General features: G+C 32.8%; 18 protein-coding genes, 2 tRNA genes, 1 other RNA gene and 1 pseudogene. 8 read left to right on the top strand and 14 right to left on the bottom strand.

Annotation, left to right across the window (positions count from 1 at the left end):
* The first annotated feature begins 137 nt into the window (after positions 1-137).
* The 4 genes and pseudogenes from IPK14_26540 (at position 138) to IPK14_26525 (ending at position 3,476) form a co-directional block, all read left to right on the top strand.
* Positions 138-1,313, top strand: coding sequence for an aminotransferase class I/II-fold pyridoxal phosphate-dependent enzyme (locus IPK14_26540; GenBank protein MBK7996798.1), 1,176 nt, complete (start codon positions 138-140; stop codon positions 1,311-1,313).
* A gap of 67 nt (positions 1,314-1,380) precedes the next feature.
* Positions 1,381-2,829, top strand: a complete 1,449-nt coding sequence (locus tag IPK14_26535) for a hypothetical protein (protein ID MBK7996797.1) — start codon at positions 1,381-1,383, stop codon at positions 2,827-2,829.
* A gap of 45 nt (positions 2,830-2,874) precedes the next feature.
* Complete coding sequence (locus tag IPK14_26530; GenBank protein ID MBK7996796.1) at positions 2,875-3,267, top strand: hypothetical protein; 393 nt, start codon at positions 2,875-2,877, stop codon at positions 3,265-3,267.
* 11 nt (positions 3,268-3,278) lie between these two features.
* Positions 3,279-3,476, top strand: a pseudogene (locus IPK14_26525) (hypothetical protein).
* Here the strand turns inward: IPK14_26525 and IPK14_26520 are convergent.
* On the bottom strand, positions 3,434-3,571 hold the full coding sequence (locus IPK14_26520; GenBank protein ID MBK7996795.1) for a hypothetical protein: 138 nt from the start codon (positions 3,569-3,571) through the stop codon (positions 3,434-3,436). The pseudogene IPK14_26525 and the gene IPK14_26520 overlap by 43 nt on opposite strands.
* Before the next feature lie 283 nt (positions 3,572-3,854).
* On the opposite strand from IPK14_26520, the gene IPK14_26515 reads away from it, so the two are divergent.
* Entirely contained in the window at positions 3,855-6,551 is a 2,697-nt protein-coding gene (locus IPK14_26515) for a protein kinase (protein ID MBK7996794.1), read from the top strand.
* Here IPK14_26515 and IPK14_26510 read toward each other — a convergent pair.
* Complete coding sequence (locus tag IPK14_26510; protein ID MBK7996793.1) at positions 6,548-7,843, bottom strand: FHA domain-containing protein; 1,296 nt, start codon at positions 7,841-7,843, stop codon at positions 6,548-6,550. The two genes, IPK14_26515 and IPK14_26510, sit on opposite strands and share 4 nt — an antisense overlap.
* Positions 7,816-8,205 (bottom strand): protein kinase, encoded by a 390-nt coding sequence (locus IPK14_26505; GenBank protein MBK7996792.1) that lies wholly within the window; start codon positions 8,203-8,205, stop codon positions 7,816-7,818. Before IPK14_26505 ends, IPK14_26510 begins: the two co-directional genes overlap by 28 nt.
* 371 nt (positions 8,206-8,576) lie before the next feature.
* Between IPK14_26505 and IPK14_26500 the strand changes: the two genes are divergently transcribed.
* Together IPK14_26500 and IPK14_26495 are read left to right on the top strand one after the other, a co-directional pair.
* Positions 8,577-9,569, top strand: coding sequence for a DUF1521 domain-containing protein (locus IPK14_26500; GenBank protein MBK7996791.1), 993 nt, complete (start codon positions 8,577-8,579; stop codon positions 9,567-9,569).
* Between the two features lie 11 nt (positions 9,570-9,580).
* The gene (locus IPK14_26495; GenBank protein MBK7996790.1) at positions 9,581-10,108 is read left to right on the top strand and encodes a hypothetical protein; all 528 of its coding nucleotides are present in this window, start codon (positions 9,581-9,583) and stop codon (positions 10,106-10,108) included.
* 77 nt (positions 10,109-10,185) lie between these two features.
* Here the strand turns inward: IPK14_26495 and IPK14_26490 are convergent, their stop codons facing one another.
* A complete protein-coding gene (locus IPK14_26490; GenBank protein ID MBK7996789.1) occupies positions 10,186-11,706 on the bottom strand; it encodes a phosphate--AMP phosphotransferase in 1,521 nt (506 codons plus the stop codon).
* Positions 11,707-11,797: 91 nt separating this feature from the next.
* On the bottom strand, positions 11,798-12,652 hold the full coding sequence (locus IPK14_26485; GenBank protein MBK7996788.1) for a hypothetical protein: 855 nt from the start codon (positions 12,650-12,652) through the stop codon (positions 11,798-11,800).
* Between the two features lie 285 nt (positions 12,653-12,937).
* On the opposite strand from IPK14_26485, the gene IPK14_26480 reads away from it, so the two are divergent.
* Positions 12,938-14,854 carry a tetratricopeptide repeat protein gene (locus tag IPK14_26480; protein MBK7996787.1) on the top strand — a complete coding sequence of 639 codons (1,917 nt, stop codon included), beginning with the start codon at positions 12,938-12,940 and terminating at the stop codon, positions 14,852-14,854.
* Between the two features lie 25 nt (positions 14,855-14,879).
* On the opposite strand, the gene dnaX is transcribed toward IPK14_26480, so the two are convergent.
* From dnaX to IPK14_26435, 9 genes are all read right to left on the bottom strand, one after another.
* Positions 14,880-16,760, bottom strand: coding sequence for a DNA polymerase III subunit gamma/tau (gene dnaX, locus IPK14_26475; protein ID MBK7996786.1), 1,881 nt, complete (start codon positions 16,758-16,760; stop codon positions 14,880-14,882).
* A gap of 59 nt (positions 16,761-16,819) precedes the next feature.
* Positions 16,820-16,916, bottom strand: an RNA gene (gene ffs, locus IPK14_26470) — signal recognition particle sRNA small type.
* 47 nt (positions 16,917-16,963) lie between these two features.
* Positions 16,964-17,050: transfer RNA gene (locus tag IPK14_26465), tRNA-Ser, on the bottom strand.
* Positions 17,051-17,164: 114 nt separating this feature from the next.
* A tRNA-Ser gene (locus tag IPK14_26460) sits at positions 17,165-17,246 on the bottom strand.
* 14 nt (positions 17,247-17,260) lie between these two features.
* Positions 17,261-17,689, bottom strand: a complete 429-nt coding sequence (locus tag IPK14_26455; protein ID MBK7996785.1) for a nucleoside deaminase — start codon at positions 17,687-17,689, stop codon at positions 17,261-17,263.
* A 130-nt stretch (positions 17,690-17,819) separates the two neighbouring features.
* Positions 17,820-19,280, bottom strand: coding sequence for an NCS1 family nucleobase:cation symporter-1 (locus tag IPK14_26450; GenBank protein ID MBK7996784.1), 1,461 nt, complete (start codon positions 19,278-19,280; stop codon positions 17,820-17,822).
* An 83-nt stretch (positions 19,281-19,363) separates the two neighbouring features.
* Complete coding sequence (locus tag IPK14_26445) at positions 19,364-20,410, bottom strand: tetratricopeptide repeat protein (GenBank protein ID MBK7996783.1); 1,047 nt, start codon at positions 20,408-20,410, stop codon at positions 19,364-19,366.
* Positions 20,411-20,433: 23 nt separating this feature from the next.
* On the bottom strand, positions 20,434-20,844 hold the full coding sequence (locus IPK14_26440) for a hypothetical protein (GenBank protein MBK7996782.1): 411 nt from the start codon (positions 20,842-20,844) through the stop codon (positions 20,434-20,436).
* A gap of 215 nt (positions 20,845-21,059) precedes the next feature.
* Positions 21,060-22,016 carry an SDR family oxidoreductase gene (locus IPK14_26435; GenBank protein ID MBK7996781.1) on the bottom strand — a complete coding sequence of 319 codons (957 nt, stop codon included), beginning with the start codon at positions 22,014-22,016 and terminating at the stop codon, positions 21,060-21,062.
* Between the last annotated feature and the right edge of the window lie 38 nt (positions 22,017-22,054).

Raw genomic sequence — 22,054 nt, 5'->3', positions numbered from 1 at the left:
TTTTAAATCAACTACCTAAAAAGTAAGAAAATTATTGGCGGATTGAAACTTAGCATTTTGGCATGTACTTAATGAAATGGTCAATATCAATATCTTTTGCTAAGATTACTAATTCTTTTATCAACTAGGAGACATTTATGTCTAAACAAATACTTTCATATAAGGCAGAAAAATTTACTGAATCTGTAATTAGAGAAATGACCCGTCAGGCTAATAAATATGGAGCAATAAACTTGTCTCAAGGTTTCCCTGACTTTTCTGCTCCTATGGAACTTAAACAAGCTGCAATTAAAGCAATTGAGGCTGATGTTAACCAATATGCTATTACTTGGGGAACAAAGCTTTTTCGTGACGCAATTGCAACTAAAGTTAAATGGTACTTAGGTTTAGATGTTGATCCAGACCGTGAAATTTGTGTTACTTGTGGTTCGACTGAGGCTATGATTGCTGCAATGATGGCAATTACTAACCCAGGAGACGAAGTAATTATTTTTTCCCCTTACTATGAAAACTATTGGCCTGATGTTATTTTGTCTGGTGCAACTCCAAAATTTATTGATTTAGCCCCGCCAGATTGGTCTTTTGACCGTGAAAAGCTAGCAGAAGCTTTTAATAACAATACTAAAGCAATTATTATTTGTAACCCTAACAACCCTACAGGCAAAGTTTTTACTCTAGAAGAATTACAATTTATTGCTGAACTTTGCCAAAAGTGGAATGTTTTAGCAATTACCGATGAAATTTATGAGCATATTATTTATGACGGGGTTAAACATATTGCAATTGCTACTTTAGATGGAATGCGAGAGCGTACAATTACAATTAATGGAATGTCTAAAACCTATTCTGTGACGGGTTGGCGTATTGGCTATACAATTGCACCGCCAGACATTACTAATGCAATTCGCAAAGTTCATGATTTTCTTACTGTTGGTGCGGCAGCACCGCTTCAAGAAGCTGGAATAACAGCAATGTCACTACCTGTAAGTTACTATGATAATTTGGCTGCTCATTATCAAGCTCGTCGGGATTTACTCTTAGAAGTGTTAGTGTCGGCTGGATTTCAAGTTTTTGCTCCTAAAGGAGCTTATTACATAATGACGGATATTAGCAATTTTGGTTTTGCAAATGATGTGGAGTTTACCCATTTTTTAATTAAAGAAATTGGTGTGGCTGTTGTACCAGGTAGCTCATTTTATATTGACCCGCAAGCAGGTAGTCAACAAGTTAGATTTGCTTTCTGTAAACGCGATGAAACTTTGCTTGGAGCTAAAGAGAGACTTGCAAAATTAGGTGAGTATTCAATAAAATAAATATGGTAAAATCATCTAACCATAAAACAAATTAATTGCAAATTTTTATAAAACTTAGAGGTATTTTATGCAACTACCTAAATTGATAAAATTATTTTATCTAGCTATTTTACCTTTTATATTTGTTAGCCAAACCTTAGCGCAAAACTCGGCTAACTTGCCTATATCCCAAGTAGAACTAGAGGCACAATTTCAAACACAACTTTTTGGCAGTGGGGCAAGCGAGTTAACAAAAGAAACTCGGTTTGGCAATTTGGAAAAGCTAAACCTAGATAAAACATCTATCCAACCTTTATTAGGCGATAACCAAGCCCCTACTTTTGAAATCGCGCCAGAAATCAGGACTTTAAGAGTAGGAGAACAAAAGCTTTTTAATTTTTCTTTTAGTGATGAGGAAAACGACCCTTATTTTGGAGGTGTAATAGCTCTTAATACGCGAATAGAGCTTGATGCAGGCCGTAAGCCTAAAAAACAAATTGCACGTGAAGCACCAATAATTATTGATGTTTTAGGCTCTCCAGACCCTTCTATTGTTAACTGGAACATTACAGGACAAAATCCAGGTGTAGCAATATTTTTTGTTAGCATAGCAGAAATTTTTTCTACCAATGAAGGTGGAGTATTTAGGCTTTTTGCTGGACGAATTAAGTTTGTAGCCTATGCTTTTAGGGTAATTGGTGACAACGACGACACTTTACCACCAACTTTTGTTAATAAATTAGAAGATATAAAGCTACAACTTAAGGAAAAAGCCAAGCTATTTTTTGTTGCTGAGTCTCCAGAAAATCGTCCGTTAACTTATAATTTTCTTTATTTAGCTTATGCTTCTAGGTTAGTAAATGGGCGTTTCTTTGGCAATAATGCAGAAATAAAGGCTATAGATCCTGGTCGAGGTGTTTTTATTGCCTTTGCATCTGATGGAAGAAAAGCCGACCTCCAGACTTTTATTGTTACGGTTGCAGATCCTAAAGATCCAGTAGAAACAGAATTAAAAGTTCGTACTCTTGCAGAAGCGGTAAAGGTGATTAGCAACAAATCTCAAGGTCTTGATGTTTATGGTGAAAACTTTTCTCTTTCTACTCAAGTGATGCTTAAATCGCCATCAAGACAAGAACAAGTCCCTGTTCAATTTATTAGTAAAACTAATTTACGTATTTTGCTACCAACAGACTTAAAAGAAAAAATTACATTGCAGTTTATAGATAATGGACTAACAGCTAGCACAACATTTCAGCCTCTAGCACCAGTAGCAATTGATATTAAACGAGTTAAGAATAATTCTAACAAGTTTTTCAAGCTAAAACTCTTAGGTGTAGATTTGGCAAGAGGTGTAAAGGTTACTGCTAATGGTAAGTTTTTAAATATTTTAGAAGATAGAAATTTTCGTAGCTCAATAGTTGATCAAATTACTGTACTTATACCTGTAGAACTACGAGAAGACCCAAATATAGAATTAAAACTTGTTGGAACTACAGGTTTAGAAAGCTCTACTATTTTAGTTCCATTAACTAAATAGCCCCAAAATATAAAAGTTGATTAAGCAAAATCAACAGGAGTTTTTGTGTTTATAGCTAGATTACTGTTTACATTTATTTTGTTAACTATTTTGACAAATAATGTAAATGGACAGCAAAAACCTTTAGTTTTTGAGAATTTAACTATAGATGATGGTCTATCTATGAACACAGTTAATTGTATTACCCAAGATAAACAGGGTTATTTATGGTTTGGCACTAATGATGGGTTAAATAGATTTGATGGTTATAACTTTTATATTCTTAGAAACCAAAAAAATAATCCTAATTCGCTTTCTAATAGCTATATTACTGATCTTGCAATAGATAATGCTGGGAATATTTGGATTGCAACTAACAATGGTGGACTAAATAAACTAGATATTAAAACAGAAAAAATAACAGTTTTAACTCTTCACCAAATAAAGCAAATAGTTTAAGTGGTAATTCTATAGTAAAAATATATATTGATAAGCTAGAAAGAATTTGGCTTACAACCCCTGGAAGCGGGTTAAATTTATTAGATGGGCGTACTAATACTATATCTATTTTTAAGAATGATCCAAACAACTCTAAAAGCATTAGTAGTAACCACATAACAGCAGTTTACCAAGACAAAGATGAAAATTTATGGGTTGGTACAAGTAATGGTCTAAATTTATTTGATGAAAAATCTAAAAATTTTTCCTTAAAACCTATTACTAATACTGGTAAAGATCTAATTTCATCAATTTTAGAAGACAAAAATGGAACTTTTTGGATAACTACAAAAGAAACTTTATGTAAGTATGATAAAAAAACAGACAGCTTTTTTTCCTATTCTATTCCTGTAATTGATGAAGTAGCTAATACAATTTATACTGCTTGTGCTGATGCTTTAGGTTTTATTTGGATTGGTACAACTAAAGGGCTACTACAGTTTGATCCAAAAACTGAGCAATTTACACATTACCAAAAAGACAAAAATACATCTTTAGGCTTAAACAGCGATTTTATTCATGAGATTTTTTTTGATTATACTGGCACTATGTGGTTAGGTACGCTTGATGGGGGGGTTAATAAATTTGATCCTATTAGTAAACGTTTTCTGACCACTAACAGTAAGCCATATGAAAAATACTCGTCTAATAATTCTGTAGTAGCAATTGTTGAGGATTTAACAGAAACGCTTTGGGTTAGCAAATTAGATGAACTAAGACAATATAAAACAAAAAACAGCCCTCCTATAATCTTTCATCCAAACCCAAAAATATCACCTGAATTAACTGGCAAACGGATTAGATCTTTTTTTGCTACTTCATCAGGGTTACTTTGGATTGGTACAGATAAAGGTTTAAGTGCTTATGATACAAAACTAGAAAAGTTTATTACAGACACATTAAATTTACCTCCAATCTTACAAACTCTTAGGATTACTAGAATTTATCAAGATAGCAAAGACAAACTATGGCTTGGTTCTCAAAACACAGGAGTTTATCTATTTGATCCTAAGTCTTTAAGTCTATCTATTTATGAAAAAGATTCTAAAGAAGCAAAAAATCGTCTTAGTAGCAATCGAATTATAGATATTTGCGAAGATAAAACAGGAAAAATCTGGATTGCTACTATTAATGGACTTTGTAGTTATGATCCAACAATAAATGCTATTACTAAAATATACTTAAATGATCTAGAAAATCCTAATAGTATAATCAGTAATCAAATAAACTCAGTTTTTAGCGATAAAGATGGTGTGTTGTGGCTTGGGACAAACAATGGTTTAAATAAATTTGACCCACAAAAAGAGCAATTTTCTACACCTTTGGATAATAATAAGTTACCTAATAATCATATCTATGGAATATTACAAGATAGCCAAGAATGTCTTTGGTTAAGCACTAATAGAGGTTTAGTAAAATACAATCCTAAAAATAATCAATTCTGGACTTATGATGCTAATGATGGGTTGCAAAGCAATGAATTTAATTATGGAGCATATTTTAAGAGCAGTTCAGGAGAAATGTTTTTTGGTGGTATAAATGGGTTTAATCGTTTTTACCCTGAAGAAATAAAAAATAACTTGTTTATTCCTAACATTGTTCTGACAGATTTTAAGATTTTAGATGAAAACGCCAAAATTATTTCTGATAAGAAATTCTTGCCATCCTCTTATCAATTAAACCTAAATTATAATGAAAATTTCTTATTCTTTGAGTTTTCAGCACTTAATTTTACTCATCCAGAAAAAAATAATTATTTATACAAATTAGAAGGCTTAGAAAAACAATGGTCAACTTATGATAACAAACAACGTTTTGCTAAATATTCTCGCCTTGCTCCAGGTGATTATACCTTTCAAGTCATAGGCTCAAATAATGATGATCTCTGGAATCAAAACGGTGTAGCAATTAAAATTCATATTTCCCCACCATTTTGGCAAACTAATGGAGCCTATCTTTTTTACCTAGTGTTTTCAATTAGTAGTATCTATGGTATTCACCGTTATAACTTAAATTTAGTAGAAGTAAGAAATAAGCAATTAGAAAAAAAAGTAGAAGAAAGAACTTCAGAAATAGATAAACAAAGAGAAGTATTAGCTAAAAAGAACCAAGAATTAGCTAAAAATTATGCTGAATTATTAGAATTAAACCAAAAAGCTAACCGTATTTTTGCGGCTCTTTCTGAAGCTTTACCAGGTACAACATTAGATGGAAAATATCGCTTAGAAGAAAAAATTGGAACAGGTGGTTTTGGAGCCGTTTATAGAGCAGTAAATCTTAATATAAACCGTGAAGTAGCAATTAAAGTTTTTTCCCCTTCACCTGGTAATGATTCAGTAGAAAATTTAGCCCGCTTCCAACAAGAAGCAATTTCAACTTGTAGAGTAAATCATCTAAATGCTGTAGCTGTTTTAGATTCAGGTATTTCTTCTGAAGGTATTCCATATTTAGTAATGGAACTACTACAAGGACAAACCTTAAAAATGGAACTGCGTACTAAAGGTAAATTAACGCTAGAAAGGTGTGCAGAAATAATAGTACCTATTTGTAAAGTTTTAGAAAAAGCTCATGCAACAGGACTACTTCATAGAGATATAAAGCCAGACAATATTTTTTTACATCAAAGCAGTGAAGGAGAAATTGTTAAAGTAGTAGATTTTGGCATTGCTAAATTAATAAATGCCCCTGATAACTTGGCTGATGGCTTGGCTAATGATCTTACTAAAACAGGAGGTTTAATTGGTACGCCTATATATATGGCACCTGAAAGATTAATGCTTAAAAGTTATAACGAAAGTTCAGATATTTATAGTTTAGGTGTAATGATTTACCAAATGCTTTCAGGTCAATTTCCCTTTGTAGGTAATTTAGCTAGTTTTTATGATATTAAAACAGCACACTTACTGCAAATACCTAAAAGTCTAAAAAGTTTTAACCCAAATATTGATGAGAAACTAGAAAGTATTGTTCTTAAAACACTTAATAAAAATCCTGAACAAAGAGCAACATTAAAAGAGGTAGGCGAAGTTTTTAGTGAGATAGCAAAAACTTCTATAACTTTATCAACTAATATTGCTAAAACAGAGTCTTTAGAAAAAATAAACACTAAAACTTCAACTGTTGCTAGTGAGTCAGCAACAATAATAATTTCAGAGAATAAATCAAAAAACAAACCAAAACCTGAAACAGAGAAAATCACTCCATCCGAACAAATTACTTTGCGAAAAGAAGATTCAAAAAATTAGCAAATATTAAATTCAAACTCCGGGCCACTGGCCCCAAGTTGAACCTTATCACCAGATTTTATAAGTGTTTTAGCCATAATCCTTTGTTTATTAAGGAATGTTCCATTACGACTATTAAGATCTACTAGCGCATATTTTATAGGAACACTAGGTTCTAAAAATATTTTTGCATGTTTTGTACTAACCAAATCATCTTTTAGTGAATCATACTTAATCATTGATAAGGGATCTCGTCCAATAATTATTTCTTGTAAATCCCTAGTAGGAAAAATATCTTCTTGACCTGCTCTTGAACCTGTTAAATGTTTAATTACTATTCTTTCTGTTAAAGTAGCAAACAAATCATTAGCACCAAATTTTGTCATAGGCATTGCTGTTACTTGTGTAGGAGGAATAGGAAGGGGGCTTAAATCAAAGATAAATTCTGGCCCAGTATTGCCAAATCTAATTTTATTTCCTTCTTGTATTTTTATGGAACCTCTAACTTGCTGATTATTAACAAATGTACCATTACGACTGTTATTGTCTATTAAATTAAAGTCATTTCCATTAAATATTATTTTGGCTTGATTGCGTGCAATCACATCATCTTTATAAGGGTCATAAGCAACTTTTGATATAGGATCTCGTCCAAAAGTTATTTCTTGTGTCATACTTAATACAAATTCCTCTATTTGTCCTTTTTTTGACCCTGACAAATGTTTAACTATTATTTTTCTTTCTATAGGTTTATGAGGCCCAGTATTTGTAATAGGTTTTGAGAAAAGAGATTCTCTTAATTGTGTAAACATCTCTTCAACACTTGATTGCCTATGTTCAGCCATCTTTGACATTGCTTGAGAAATCACATCACTAAAAGCTTTAGGAACATTTGGATCAACCTCATGCAAGCTTGGAGGCGTGATAGCAAAATGTTGATAAGCTAAATTTTGCATTGTTTGTCCTACAAAAGGTTTTCGACCTGAAATAAGTTCATAAAAAACTATTCCTAAACTATAAATATCTGTTCGACCATCAATATTGTCTTCATACTCAGATTTTGGCTCCCATTGCTCTGGTGACATATAGTAAGGTGTGCCTAGAATTTGCCCTACCATGGTTAGTTGAGTAAATTTAGCTTCTTCAGCCGAAGAAATTGTAGGACGTACTTTTGCAAGCCCTAAGTCTAACAATTTTGCATGGTATTTTCCTTGGCTTATTTCCTTGATCATTATGTTAGAAGGATGAACATCTCGATGTATAACACCATTTTTATGAGCAATTTCTAAAGCATTAGCAATTGGTTCAAGCATTTCAAAAGCATCTTGGGGAGTAAATTTTTTCTACTTTTTAGTTCTTCTGCTAAAGTATGCCCATCAAAATATTCCATCACCATATAGACTGTGCCATCTGTTGTCACGCGTAAATCATAGATATTAATAATATTAGGATGGCGTACTAGACAAGCAACCTGTCCTTCACGTAAAAAGCGTTGTATATATTGTTGGTTAGCTAAATTAGGTAAAACTAATTTTATTGCTCTTAAGTCATTTAAAAGTGTATGGCGAACTAAATAAACTACCCCCATTCCACCTTTACCTAAAACTTTTTCAATTCTATATTGCCCATCTAAAATTTCACCTGGAGCTAAAACATTTTGATCAAAATTTTCCATAGAACTAACCTTAACAAATTTTAATTTAGTAAAATCTTTAGTGATTAAGTTTTGTAATGTAAGTAATTAATAGTTTACTAGGTTACAAAATATTTAATTTATTAAAGATGTAATTTATTGATTTTTAGTGAGTTATAATAAAACTTATATCAGTCAAAATAAGCATCAAGATTTTATACTTTTGGATAAATCAAATCAAGCTTAGATTTATTTTGTTAAATAAAATATTAAATTAATAGCTTGCTAGCTGTAAGCAACTTACAACTAACTTTTGCCGAAAACAGGGGGTGTAAATCAAAATTACAAATTGTAAACATTCATTAAATTCTTAGATAATTATTAAATAAAACCATATTGGGAGGAATATAATTATGGCATTTGGACAAGTTAATAATACAATGGCAGGGGATCCTTGGCGCAATGAAATCAATAATATTCGTGGTTGTTGGCAAAAACGCGGTGCAGAAGAAACAAATGTTAGTGCAGAAGTAGGCAAATTATTAGAAAGTGTTGGTTCTTTATTAGAGTCCATTGGAGATTTAGTTGCCCAACTACAATCCCAACCCCCTCAATCCTGTCAACCTGCTCCAGTGCAGCCTCCAAAAGTTGAAAATAGTTGTCATCCAGCAGGTAACTTAAAATCAGAAAATGGTGTTATTACTACACCTGGTGGTTATAAAATCGAACCAGTAGGACAATTTGATTGGAACATTACTGGCCCAGATGGTCATAAAACAGAAGTTTGGGGTGATCCACACGTAAGATTAGATGGTAAAGAAGTTTTTGATTTTAAACGTGATACTACTTTTGTACTTGGTGATGGAACTCGTATCAATGTAACTACTGCCCCCTGGGGTAAAGATATGACTGTTAGCAAACAACTAGAAATCATTAGCGGTAATGACCGAGTTTTAGTAACAGACATTGATAAAGGTAAAGGTAAAATTGGGCAAGTTACTCCAGATGGTTTTGCTAATGTGAATAATTTTGGTAATAAAGATGTCATTGTAATGGGTCGTAATACTGCACAATGGACATTTAAGGGTAAAGAAATTGTTGGTAGTGTCAATGGTGGTGAATCATTCAAACTTGGTCAAGATATTGCTCCTTTAGTTCAAACTACCCAAAAATTTGGCGGTGGTCAACAATGGGCAAAAGCAATTTTTGATGCTTTAGGTAAGATGTTTGACACAATGGGCGATATTTTAGAAAAATCCAAGCCAAATCCATTTGCACAAAAACGCAGCAAAAATGACCTTGGTAAATCACTAGAAGCTATTGGAGAAATTTTTGTTGCCTTAGCTAAGATTATGAATCTTTCTAATCAAATTTCTCTTGGTCGCTTTAACCAAAACCTTAACTAGTAGGAGTTTTTATGTCTGAGCAAACTGCTGCCCCAGAAGTTGAAATTCCCTATGAACTTGCAGAACAATTAGTTAATGGGGAAATTACTTTTGCTGAATTTTTGGGACTTTCTCGTCAATCACTTTATGCAATTGCTGGTGTAGGTTATCAAATGCTTTCTTCTGGTAAATTAGAACAAGCCAAACAAATTTATCGAGGTCTAGTAGAAGCAGATCCTTATGATAGCGTTTTTCATTGTCATTTGGCCGCAGTTCATCACAAATTAGAGGAATATGATCAAGCTTGTGAAGAATATACAAAAGCACTAGATTTTAACTTTGGTAATATTGATGCTTTAGCTGGACGAGGAGAAATCTATTTTAATCAAGGAAAACTAACCGAAGCTTTTCATGACTTAAAAGAATCTATTTCACTTGATCCACAAGGAAAATTTGCAAGTTCCGTTAGGGCTAGGGCAGTACTTTTAGCATTAAAAGAAGTGGTTGATAACCATAGAGAAGCCAGTCAACAAACTGAACAAGTTGGACAAACTGAATAAATTATAATTTTTATTTCGTCTTATTTACTTAAATAAAATCCCGGCAAATTAACTTTGTTGGGATTTTATTTTTTCTATTATTTTTTACGTTTTTCTTTTAAGGCTGTCTCAATAGAGTCTACAACGGTTTGTAAAGCTTTAATTCGTGCATAGTATTTGTCTACAGATTCTATAATTGTCCAAGGTGCATAACTAGTGCTAGTTCGTTGAAGCATTTCACAAATAGCTTTTTCATATTCAGCCCATTTTTCACGATTTCGCCAATCTTCATCAGTAATTTTCCATGTTTTTACTAGGGTTTCTTGGCGTTCCTGAAAGCGTTTTAATTGCTCACTTGGATCAATATGTAACCAAAATTTTACTAAAACTGTCCCATAAGAAGTTAAATGACGCTCAAATTCATTAATTTCTTTGTATGCTCTTTGCCATTCATGACGCTTACAAAAACCTTCTACCCTTTCTACTAGTACCCGACCATACCAAGTACGGTCAAAAATAGTAATATGTCCTGCTTTAGGAATACTGCGCCAAAATCGCCAAACATAATGATGGGCTTTTTCTTCGCTAGTAGGTGCAGCAACAGGTATTACAGCGTAACCTCGCGGGTCAAGATTTTCTGTTAATCGTTTGATATTTCCGCCCTTACCAGCAGCATCCCAACCTTCATAAGTAATAATTACTGGTATTCGGTAACGGTGAATCTCATGTTCTAATGCTCGAAGTTTTTCTTGCAATGTTTTTACTTGCTCTTGATATTCTTCTCTAAGTAACCTCTTTGTTAAATCTGTAGTTTTTAAGACTGAATCTGCCACCACAACATCAGGCAAATAAGAAGCTTTTTCTGGCTGAGAAAGGTTTTGTTTAGCTTCTATCAATAATTTATTTTGTTCCTGTAAATTAATTGCTTGCTCAATTGCACCTATTAAAGTTTGAAAAATTTTAACCCGCCCATATCGCTTGTCATGATTTTTAACTATTGTCCAAGAAGCATCTGGTGTGCTGGTACGTGCTAACATCTCTTCAACTGCAACTAAATAATCATCATATTTTTTATGTTGTTGCCAATCTTGTTTAGTTATTTTCCAAGACTCTGCTGGATTTTTTTCTATTTTCTTAAATCTTTTATATTGTTCTTCTTTATCAATATGTATCCAAAATTTTACTAAAACCATTCCATCATCTGTTAGCTGACGCTCAAAATTAAGAATTTCTTCATAAGATTCTTTCCATGTTTTTTTTCCTATTAATTTTTCTACTCTATCAATCAATACCCGACCATACCAGGAACGATCAAAGATATTTATAGCTCCTCGTGCTGGTAATTTTGTCCAAAACCTCCAAAGAAAAGGATGATAAAGCTCTTCTTGTGTAGGTAAATTAATTGACCAAACCTTAAATCCTCTTGGATCTAATGGCTGCATTAAACTATTAATAAGTGTCCCTTTGCCAGCAGCATCCCAGCCTTCAAAAACAACTACAACTGGAATAGCTTTATTTCTAGCTTCTCGTTGTAACTCGCTTAATCTAGCTTCTAATTGAGGAAAAATTATATCGTAAGTTTCTTTAGCAATAGTTTGATCAAGTACTGTTTCCAACATAGCAGGTAAACTCCTTAAAAAATAGGCTTTGGGGGGTTTATTTTTGGGAAAGTAACAGCGGTAGAGTTTAATTAAATATATATAAGCATTACTATCTAGTAATAACCTCAATATCTGGCAACCAATAGATTCTACCACCATTAGCAACTTTTTTTAACCCTAATGAAGGCAGCTTATCTTCCGTTACTCCTAGATAAGTAAAATGTGGTTGGTCAGAAACAACGGTTTGAAACCATCCATGTTGTGCTAAAATTGTCCTTACTTGTTGATTATTATGCTCTTTAACATCTAAAGCTAGTAAAGAAATATGTTGTGAAGTACCAACAGCAGCAACAGAATATAAAATAGATTTATCTGAACTTTTACTAAAATAAAATCCTTTTGCTTCTAATTTAAGAATTTCTGGAATTTGATCTTTAGGGGAAAGTTTCCTAATTGTTTCTGCTTCGGTAGCAGAAATATGTTTTTGCCTAAGATGAAAACTTAGGCCCGGATCAACGCGGCTTCGCCACAATTTAGCTGTATCTTCATAGCTACGTGCCGCAGCCGTAGAACCATTTGGACTAATAGTTAATTTTGACTCCTTAGCTGTCACTTGTGCAGCTAACAAAGCTTTCATTGCTACGCTTTGCAATTCTATAGAAATACCACTTAAAGTTTTCTTTTCTGATTTGACGCTAGCTTGCCATTTATTTACAGCTTCAGCATCAGGAAAAATTATATAGGCAGGAACTATTGCTTGATTTTGTGCAGTAAAGACTGCTCCATAATCAGCAAGTATACGCATAGCAATTTTATCTTTTACATCATAACTGATTTTATTTTTTTGGAGTATTTTTTCAAAGTTAGGACTAATTTTATAACCAAATATTTTGTCTTCATTAGCAAAAACCTGTGCTAATGCTACTAAAATCAATAATATAAAAACCAAATATTTTTTTTGCATTTTATATCTTATAAAAGTTAAAATAACCTTTTCCTAAAGGTTTTATGTTTAGTTAAAAAGCTTAAAACCTATACAAATATCTTTTTCTTACTTTCACAACTTAAAATCTATTATGAAACTTAAATTTCTACAACCTCTTGTTGATGCTATTAATTTTAATCAACAAAATTCTGTTTCTTCAAAAAAAATAATCAAAATATATTAATTATTTTAGTTATAGTTTTAACAGGTTTAGTTTGTTTTTCAAATAGTTTATTAGGTGAATTTATTTCTGATGATCATAGTTTGATAGTAGAAAAATACAATATTAAGTCTTTATCATTTATACCAGATCTATTCTTTGAACCTTATTTTAATAAAAATGATAAGGCAGGAGGTTATCGACCTATAACCAATGTATCTTATGCCTTAAATTATGCAGTAAATGGTTTAGATCCTTATGGTTATCATTTAGTTAATATAATACTTCATATTATAAATTGTTTGTTAATTTATTGGTTATGTAATTTCTATTGTAAAAATATATTTATATCTTTATTTACTTCTTTACTCTTTGCTATTCATCCAGTACATTCTGAAGCTGTAGCCGCTATATATGGTAGACCAGAACTTTTATGCACCTTCTTTATACTAATTGCTTGGATGTTTTATACAAAGTCTATAGAAAATAAATACTTTTATATTTTATCATTAATTACTTATTTTCTCTCTCTCTTCTCTAAAGAAAATGGAATTATTTTTATTGGTATTTTATTTTTAGTACAATTTTGTACAGAATCAACTTGGATAAAAAGGCTAAAACCCAATAGTAAATTAATAGGCTATATTTTAATTACAATTCCTTTCTTAATACTACGTAGCTATGTAGTTAAGGCTATAGGAGTACCTACTTCAGAACAAGCACAATTTTTTGCTGGTGACAGTATTTTTACTCGAATTTACACAATGAGTTTAGGATATTTGATGTATTTTAAGATTTTAGCTTGGCCTAAAGATTTACTTACAATATATACCTATACAACTATTCCTAAACAAACTTCTCTTTCTTTATCCGTAATACTCGCTCTATTAATAATATTTACTATTATTTTAATAGGTATTTGGCAAGTAAATAAAAGACCTCTTTTAGCTTTTTCTTTATTATTTTTCTTTATTGTTACTAGTGTAATATCAAATATAGTTTTCCCTATTGGTATCTTGATTGCAGAAAGAGTTATATATTTAGCTTCTCTTTCTATTTGTTTACTTTTTGCTATTACTCTATATTGGTTTTATCAATTAGGTTGGAAAAAATTATCTATTATATTATCTATTTTTATTCTATTACTATCTTCTGTACGAACTTATTTTCGTAACCAAGATTTTCTTACAGATATATCTGTATTAAATTCCGCAGCCAAATATGACAATAAATTAGTATTTCATAGGTTTTTCTTAGGTCTAGCATATCAAAGAAAAGGAGACCTTGCTAAAGCAGAGGAATGTTTTAAGGCTGTTATTGCCTCTGACCCTAGCTATCTCTCTGTTTGTGGAATATTAGCAACAATTTTTATAGATCAGGGACGTATTGAAGAAGCATTGCCTTTAATAAATCAAGAACTCTCTTTAGTTCCTAACTCTGTAATTGGGCATGTAACAATGGGTAGGGTATATAACTTAAAACAAGATTATAAAAAAGCGTCCGAGTTTTTTCTTTTAGCTATTAAATATTCTGCTCCAGATCCAGGTTTAGAATATGAAACTGCTTTAATGTTGGAAAAAGCAGAAGATTTTGAACAAGCAGCTATACGAATGAAAAAAGCAATTGAGTTAAACCCTACTTTTATAGACGCGCTTATAGGCTTAGCAAATATCTTACATAAACAAAATCGTTATGATGAGGCTATTTCTGTATTAGATAAAGCTCTATCACTTGATTCTAAAAATGCAGAAATTTATAGTCTTTATGGTGCTAATTTATTATTTCAAAATAAATTATGTGAAGCCAAAGATTTTTTAATCAAATCTATTTCCCTAAATAATAATTTAGCACAAACTCATTACAATTTAGGATTAGTTTATATTGAAATGAATCTTTTTTCACAAGCTCGCTATGAACTTTTACTAGCACTTCAACTTAACCCATTACAAAAGAATCTTAAAGAAGAAATTGCTTCTCTTAATAAGAAAATACCTGCTAAAGCTGTTGAATGCCCTAAATAAGATATTATTTTAGAATATGGGAAGTTTACTTTTTTTCTTTCTTTCCTTGTAATTCTTCTATTTCAACACTTACTAACTCACCCTTAAAAGTTCTTACAAAAGCATCAACAAGCGGATGTTCTGAAGCTTGTTTAAGTAACTGTTGTTTTTTTTGCTCTTCTAAATTTTCTTCTTTACTATCTCCAGCTATTTTAGCTTCAATTTTTAGTATTCGACCCAAAGCTGTCTTAGCAGCATCCAACAAAGTTTCACGGTTTTCTTTACTGTTTACCATTTGTTGGGAAACTTTGGCTTTTTGATTAAAATTTATTTTTAATGTATCGTCCACTAGTTCTAATGCACCTTGTTCTAATGCACTTAAAAGCATCCATTTACGGCGCTCTTCAAGTTCTTTTTTAATTAGCTCTATTGGATCTCCAGTTACAACTTTTGGTGCTGTTATGTTTTCAGTAATTGATTCTATTATATTTGGCTTTGTTTCATTTATTTCTATAGGCTTATTTGCTTTTGTAGTTTCACTTTCAACTTGAGTAGCATTTTTGAAACCTTGAATAGGACTATCTTTAACAGGTGTTTTTTTAGTTTTGCTAATAGGAAGTTTACTAGTAATGTCTGTAACATTTTCAACAGGCTTGAGTGGAGAAGTAGGAGTAGAAATAGTAGGAATATTTAGGCTTCTACTGATTGGTTCAGTAGGTCTTACTTCCTTGTTAATGTTAGAAAAAGTTTGGCTTATTTGGTTTGCAGGTTGTCCATTTATAATTTTTTCTTCTAATGCTTTTAGCCAAAAAACTATTTCTTCTAAACTTTGTAATTTAGTTAATTGTGCTAGTTTAATTAATCCTATCTCTAAATGAAATCTTGGCTGGGTACTTGTTTTTATTTCTTGTTCTAAATTAGCTAATAAGTTAAAAAACCTTACTAAATCTTGATTAGAAAAATATTCTGCTTGCTCTTTATAACTTGCTAGCTCACTTTTCATTATTGGCAAAATTTCTTGGTCATAGCCAACTGTCTTTAACATCAATAAATTACGAAAATGTACCATTAGATCTCGACAAAATTGGCGCAAGTCATAACCTGTTGCTGTAATATCTGATACTAAGTGTATCAACTTTTCTTCATTACGATTAGCAACTGCTAAAGTAAAGTCTGCTAAAACTTGCTGATTAATAATTCCTAACGCGCTACGAATATCTGATTCTGTAATCTCTGTTCCAGCAAAGCTAATTACTTGATCAAAAGCAGATTGAGCATCCCTCATACTACCTTGACCAGCAAAAGCAATCATCATCAAAGCATCATCGCTAATTGCAATACTTTCAGCATCAGCTATTATTCGTAATCGTTTTGCAATTGCTTCGGCTGCAATGGTCTTAAATTCAAAATGCTGACAGCGAGAAAGTATTGTTTGGGGTAGTTTATGTAGTTCTGTAGTAGCAAGAATAAAAACAATATGTTTAGGAGGTTCTTCTAGTGTTTTTAATAAGGCATTAAAAGCACTAATAGAAAGCATATGAACTTCATCAATAATAAAAATCTTACAGCGATCTCGTGCAGGATTAATAGCAATGGTATTAATAATTACATCTCGAACATTATCAACACCAGTGTTTGAAGCAGCATCAATTTCTAGTACATCAATAGCGTTACCTGCTGTAATTTCTTGACAAGAAGAACAATTACCACAAGGTTTAGCACTTAAGCCTTCAAAACAATTAATTGCTTTAGCTAAGATTCTAGCTGTAGTAGTTTTTCCACATCCACGTGGCCCAGAAAAAATAAAGGCATGGTGGAGTCGCTGCATTTGAATTGAGTTTTGTAGAGTACGGGTAATTGCTTCTTGACCTGTTACTTCTTCAAAGGTTTGTGGTCGCCATTTTCTTGCAATTACTTGGTAAGACATAATGCTTTTGAAAAGTTTAGCAGAGTAGAAAAAGTGGGTAAAAATAAAAACTGTTTGACCGGGCCCCGGTTGAACGGCAACACACGACTACACAGTACCGTTGCTACGTTCCCGTCCTGGCGGGGTTCCTGTTTCGCCGTTGTACCGCGCCGGAGCCCGATCAAACAGTTCTTATTTCAAAGAAAATTTTTATTTACTACTAACGGAGAGGGCGGGATTCGAACCCGCGATACGCGTTAGCGTATGCACGCCTTCCAAGCGTGTGGTTTTAACCACTCACCCACCTCTCCGAAGATATCACACTTGGGAGCTTATTGCAAAATCGTTTTAGCAGATTCTTAGCAGATTTTCAGCAGAAAATCTTAGCTGCTTTCCATCAGATTTTTACTAATAACTTTTTCTGACGGAGGGAGGGGGACTCGAACCCCCAAGCGATTTCTCGCGCCGGTTTTCGAAACCGGTGCCTTACCATTAGACTACCCCTCCTAATTTATAAGGCCCTATCTTCTAGCACGAAAAAATTTTTGCATAATCGCTCGGCACTCTTCTTCAAGAATTTTACTAGTAACACTAACTTGATGATTTAACTTACTACTACTGCAAAGTTGAAAAACAGAGTCAATTGCACCTGCTTTTAAGTCTGCCGCACCATAAACTAAACGAGATACTCGCGCCCAGATCATCGCCCCAGCACACATTGAGCAAGGTTCAATAGTAGTATAAAGCGTAGTATTTAATAAACGATAGTTATCAAGCTTTTTAGATGCTTCTCTTAGCACAATCATTTCTGCATGTGCTGTTGGGTCAACATCTAAACGAGTACGATTATATCCAATTGCTATTACTTGTTGTTCAAAGACCAGCACTGCTCCAATAGGCACTTCATTTAGTAAATAAGCTGTTTGAGCAGCTTCTAATGCTAAGTGCATAAAAACTAAATCTTGTTTTTTTAAGTTGTCAAAACTTTGATTGTTCAAGCTTTAATTTTGGCTTAGGGCAAATGCGAATCGGCATAATATCTTTTATAACTTAAAGCTGTCAAGTAGATTTAAGCCGAATTTATTTCTTTTCTGGTGAAAATCTGGTGATTTTGGTTTCTTGTAACATCATCAAAGCCCAATAAGTGCCACCTGAAACAAAAAAGCCTACAAACCAAGCATAATCATAAAGTGGAGCTAAAGGTTTTATTACTATTCCGCCCCAGGCCAGGCCGCAGCCTAGCAAAGTAGCCACTATTGCTGCAATATTCCAGCCGCCTATATAGCGGTATATACCTTGGGAAAGGTAAAGATCTGGCACTTCTAAATGTTTTCTTCTAATTAGCCAATAGTCTGCAATCATTACCCCTGCAATAGATCCTAGTCCGCCAGAATAGCCAACCAACCAAGTAAAAATATAACCTGATGGATCTGCTAATAATTTCCAGGGCATCATTAAAATTCCAATAATTCCTGTTAATAATCCTCCTCGTTGGAAAGTAATCCACTTAGGAAAAGCATTAGCAAAATCGTTTGCTGGTGAAACTACATTAGCAGCAATATTTACTGATAATGTAGCAATTACTACTGTAAACATTGAAACTGCAACAATTACAGGCTGAGTAAATTCACCAATTAAGATAACTGGATCCCAAATCACTTTTCCATAAATAATTGCAGAGGCAGAAGTAATAATTACACCCATAGCAGCAAAGACTGTCATAGTAGAAGGAAGAGCCACGACTTGCCCAACCATTTGTTCGCGCTGGCTTCGTCCAAAGCGAGTAAAATCTGGCATATTTAGCGAAAGTGTAGCCCAATAACCTATCATCGCAGTTAAAGAAGGGATAAAAACTGGTAGGAAATCTCTTAAACTCTTAAATTTGCCGCTATCCTGCATAATTGCACCTAAGCCTTGAGCTTTCCAAATCGCCCAAATCATTAGAAAAAGAGCCATTACTAAAACAAATGGTGCAGCCCAATTTTCTACATGCTTAAGTAAATTCATTCCCTTATAGACAATAAAAATATTTAATGCCCAAAATAGCAGAAAAGAAATATATTCGGTTGGAGTATAACCAGCAATAATGGCAGGACTCTGTATTTTATCGCCTAAGAGCGTAGTCCAACTTGGCATAAGTGTACGGAAAAATACTTGTAAAGCTTGTCCACCAATCCAGGCCTGGATACCAAACCAACCACAAGCAACTATAGCCCTCATTAAAGCTGGAAGGTTTGATCCAAGCGTTCCATAACTAGCACGAGCAAAAACTGGAAAAGGAATTCCATATTTAGTACCAGGATGAGAATTAAGTAAAATTGGGACTAGTACTATTATATTACCAAGTAAAATAGTAACTAAAGCTTGCCACCAATTCATTCCCGCGCTAATTAGCCCTGAAGCAAGCATATAGGTAGGAATACAATGCGCCATACTGATCCAAAGGGCGGCAAAATTATAAGTCGTCCAATCGCGTTTTTTTACTGGTACAGGTGCAAGATCCTCATTCCAAAGTGAGCTATGAGAAACATCTTCCTTCATTTCATATAATTCTTCTTTATCTGAATCTGACGAAATTGGCATAGACGACATTTTATTGATCCCTTTCCTTATGCTAATAATTATTAGTAATATTTGACTAATTCTAAGACTGATATTAAAGCTTTTAAGGCTTCTTGATCTGTTCTGTTTGACAGTTCCCAGGCTTGCTCAAATTCATCTATTGCTGCTGTCCAATTCTCCACACTAACATAAGCATGACCAGCACAATAATGCAAAATAGCAACATCTTTTAATTCTTCATCCATTGCTTCATACTGTTCTAATATTGATAACATTTTATTTATTAAATCTTTTTTCTCTATTTTTCTTAAATTTCTTACGTCTTCTAATCTACTTAATTCATTATCTATTGCAAAAGCTGTCTTTCTTTGTTTAGTAGACATTATATTATATAAAGTATTTATACTAGCTTCTGTATATTGATCCATAGCTATTCTATAATGTTTATATGCTTCTTCTACTTGATTATTTAAGCTTAATGCAATAGCTAGATTTTCATGTGCCAAAGCATAATAATTTTTGCGAGTTTCAACAGCTTTTTTATAGCTATCTATAGCTTGCGTTAGCATATTTCTAATATTTGTTCGTGTTTGCAAGATATAAGTGTTGCCTAAATCTAAATAAGCTTCTGCAAAATCTGTCTTTTGCTTAACTGCTAGTAAAAATTCTTGTTCAGCATCCAAATAATTCCCTTGCCTAAAATAAATTCTAGCTAAGTTATAGTGTGCTAAAGGGTAATTGCCTTTTCCTTTTTCAATTGCTATTGAAATATTTTTTTTAGCTTCGTCTAGGTTTCCTTCTACTTCATAAATTAAAGCTAAATTATTATAAGCTTCTGCAAAGTCTTCTCTTAAACTTATTGCTTGTTTATAAGCATTTATGGCTTTCTCAAAATTTCCCTGATGAGCATAAGCTATTGCTAAATTGTAATTTATTGAAGCAAGATTTCTTTTTTCTTTTATGTTTTCAGCTTTTGTTGCAGCTATCAATTTTTCATAATGGCTTGTTGATTCAGCAATTTGCCCACTGCGATAAAGTGCAACACCTAAATTTATTTGCCCTTCCCTATCATTAGGATCAAGACTTAAGCCTAAGTTAATTTCTTTGATAGCTTCATCATATTTTTCTAAATCTAAAAAGCAGTACCTAACCCTAAATGTGCGCTAGCTGATTTATTATTACTTAAAACTTTTTGGTAAATTTCTACTGCTTTTTCAGTTTGTTTATCTTCAACTAATTTATCGGCTCTTGCTATTAATTGTTCTGGGCCAGCAACCGTCTTTTGGACACTTACACGTTTTACTTTCTCTAAAGAAGCCTCTCCAACTTGTTGAACTCCATAGCGTTTTGCAGGTGAAAAATCCTTTGTTGGCATATAACGTAAACTTGGACTAGATGAATTTGCTCCAAAACGTTTACTTGGATCTTGAATAAAAGATAAAAAGTTTTGGGTTTGAGCTATCGTGCTAGTAGAAAATATTAAACTTAAAAGAATTGCGCTAAGTAAACTTTTTTTAGCCTTTATCAAACTTTTTTTAAGCATACTTCTAAACTCACTTAGATTTCTAAGACCTTAAGATTAAAGATTTTTAGTGGGGTGTGTAATTATAATACAGTAAGGTTAAATTTACAGATTTAAAAATATAGCCCAGCCCTAAAGAACTAGGCTATTACAAAATGCCCTTACAGGGCATTAAGGTTTTAATACTTCTTTAGAATCAATAACTTACAAAACCAATCTCATTACTATAAACATATCTACTTAACTAATTCTAAATATTGCGCTTGAAACCATTCAGCAGTTTGTTTTAACCCAGTTTGAAAATCTACTTTAGGAATATATTTAATTAATTCTTTTGCTTTACTAATATCTGCATAGGAATCTTTACATCCTGGTCTTGACTCAGCAAAATTTACTTTTAATGAAGTATTTAATATATTGGCTAATTTTTCGCCAACAGATAAAATTGAGTAATAGCCGCTACAAGATATATCTACGGCTGTTGCAGCCGTCTCTTTTGGTGCTGTCATTGCTAGTAAATTTGCTGCAACAACATTTTCTATAAAAGTAAAATCTCTAGTTTGACTGCCATCTCCAAAAATAGTTATAGACTCTCCTTTAAGTAAAGCCGTAACAAACTTAGGAATTACAGCAGCATATTGAGAATGTTCATCTTGGCGAGGGCCAAAGACATTAAAATAGCGTAAACTCACAGTTTCAAAACCATAAAGCGAACTAAAAAGCTGACAATAAATTTCACCTGATAATTTAGATAACGCATATGGCGAACGTGGCGAGGGAGGCATAGTTTCTATTTTTGGTAAGGTTGGAGTATTGCCATAAACTGAAGAACTAGAAGCATAAACCAAGCGTTGTACTCCTGCATCTCGCGCAGCAAGCAAAAGCTTTAATGTTCCTGTACTATTACATTCATGTGTGGTAAGCGGGTCATCAATTGAACGTGGAACTGAACCTAAAGCAGCTTGATGAAGTACAAAATCAACGCCTAAAACAGCTTTTTTTATAGCCTCTTCGTCTCTAATGTCTCCTGTTATTAGTTCAATATCCGAAAGAACACTAGATAAGTTCCCTTTTTTACCTGTAGTAAAATTATCTAATACTTTTACTTTATAATTTTTAGCTAATAAACCATCTACTAAGTGGCTACCAATAAACCCAGCACCACCAGTAACTAGCACTTTTTCGCCTGCCATTGTAAGTCTTTATCTCCTTGACTTATTAAATTCTGGAT

It is taken from the genome of Blastocatellia bacterium, assembly GCA_016713405.1.
In the GTDB taxonomy this organism is placed as follows: domain Bacteria; phylum Acidobacteriota; class Blastocatellia; order Chloracidobacteriales; family JADJPF01; genus JADJPF01.
The sequence above is the reverse complement of the archived record's forward strand: the minus strand, read 5'-3'. Positions and strand labels throughout refer to the sequence as shown.

Coding starts and splice junctions, on each gene's coding strand:
- IPK14_26440 (MBK7996782.1), bottom strand. CDS start 20,844: ATGCTTAAAAAAAGTTTGATAAAGGCTAAAAAAAGTTTACTTAGCGCA.
- IPK14_26485 (MBK7996788.1), bottom strand. CDS start 12,652: ATGCAAAAAAAATATTTGGTTTTTATATTATTGATTTTAGTAGCATTA.
- IPK14_26490 (MBK7996789.1), bottom strand. CDS start 11,706: ATGTTGGAAACAGTACTTGATCAAACTATTGCTAAAGAAACTTACGAT.
- IPK14_26510 (MBK7996793.1), bottom strand. CDS start 7,843: ATGCTTGAACCAATTGCTAATGCTTTAGAAATTGCTCATAAAAATGGT.
- IPK14_26505 (MBK7996792.1), bottom strand. CDS start 8,205: ATGGAAAATTTTGATCAAAATGTTTTAGCTCCAGGTGAAATTTTAGAT.
- IPK14_26535 (MBK7996797.1), top strand. CDS start 1,381: ATGCAACTACCTAAATTGATAAAATTATTTTATCTAGCTATTTTACCT.
- IPK14_26455 (MBK7996785.1), bottom strand. CDS start 17,689: ATGCACTTAGCATTAGAAGCTGCTCAAACAGCTTATTTACTAAATGAA.
- IPK14_26450 (MBK7996784.1), bottom strand. CDS start 19,280: ATGAAGGAAGATGTTTCTCATAGCTCACTTTGGAATGAGGATCTTGCA.
- IPK14_26540 (MBK7996798.1), top strand. CDS start 138: ATGTCTAAACAAATACTTTCATATAAGGCAGAAAAATTTACTGAATCT.
- IPK14_26495 (MBK7996790.1), top strand. CDS start 9,581: ATGTCTGAGCAAACTGCTGCCCCAGAAGTTGAAATTCCCTATGAACTT.
- IPK14_26435 (MBK7996781.1), bottom strand. CDS start 22,016: ATGGCAGGCGAAAAAGTGCTAGTTACTGGTGGTGCTGGGTTTATTGGT.
- IPK14_26500 (MBK7996791.1), top strand. CDS start 8,577: ATGGCATTTGGACAAGTTAATAATACAATGGCAGGGGATCCTTGGCGC.
- dnaX (MBK7996786.1), bottom strand. CDS start 16,760: ATGTCTTACCAAGTAATTGCAAGAAAATGGCGACCACAAACCTTTGAA.
- IPK14_26515 (MBK7996794.1), top strand. CDS start 3,855: ATGTGGTTAGGTACGCTTGATGGGGGGGTTAATAAATTTGATCCTATT.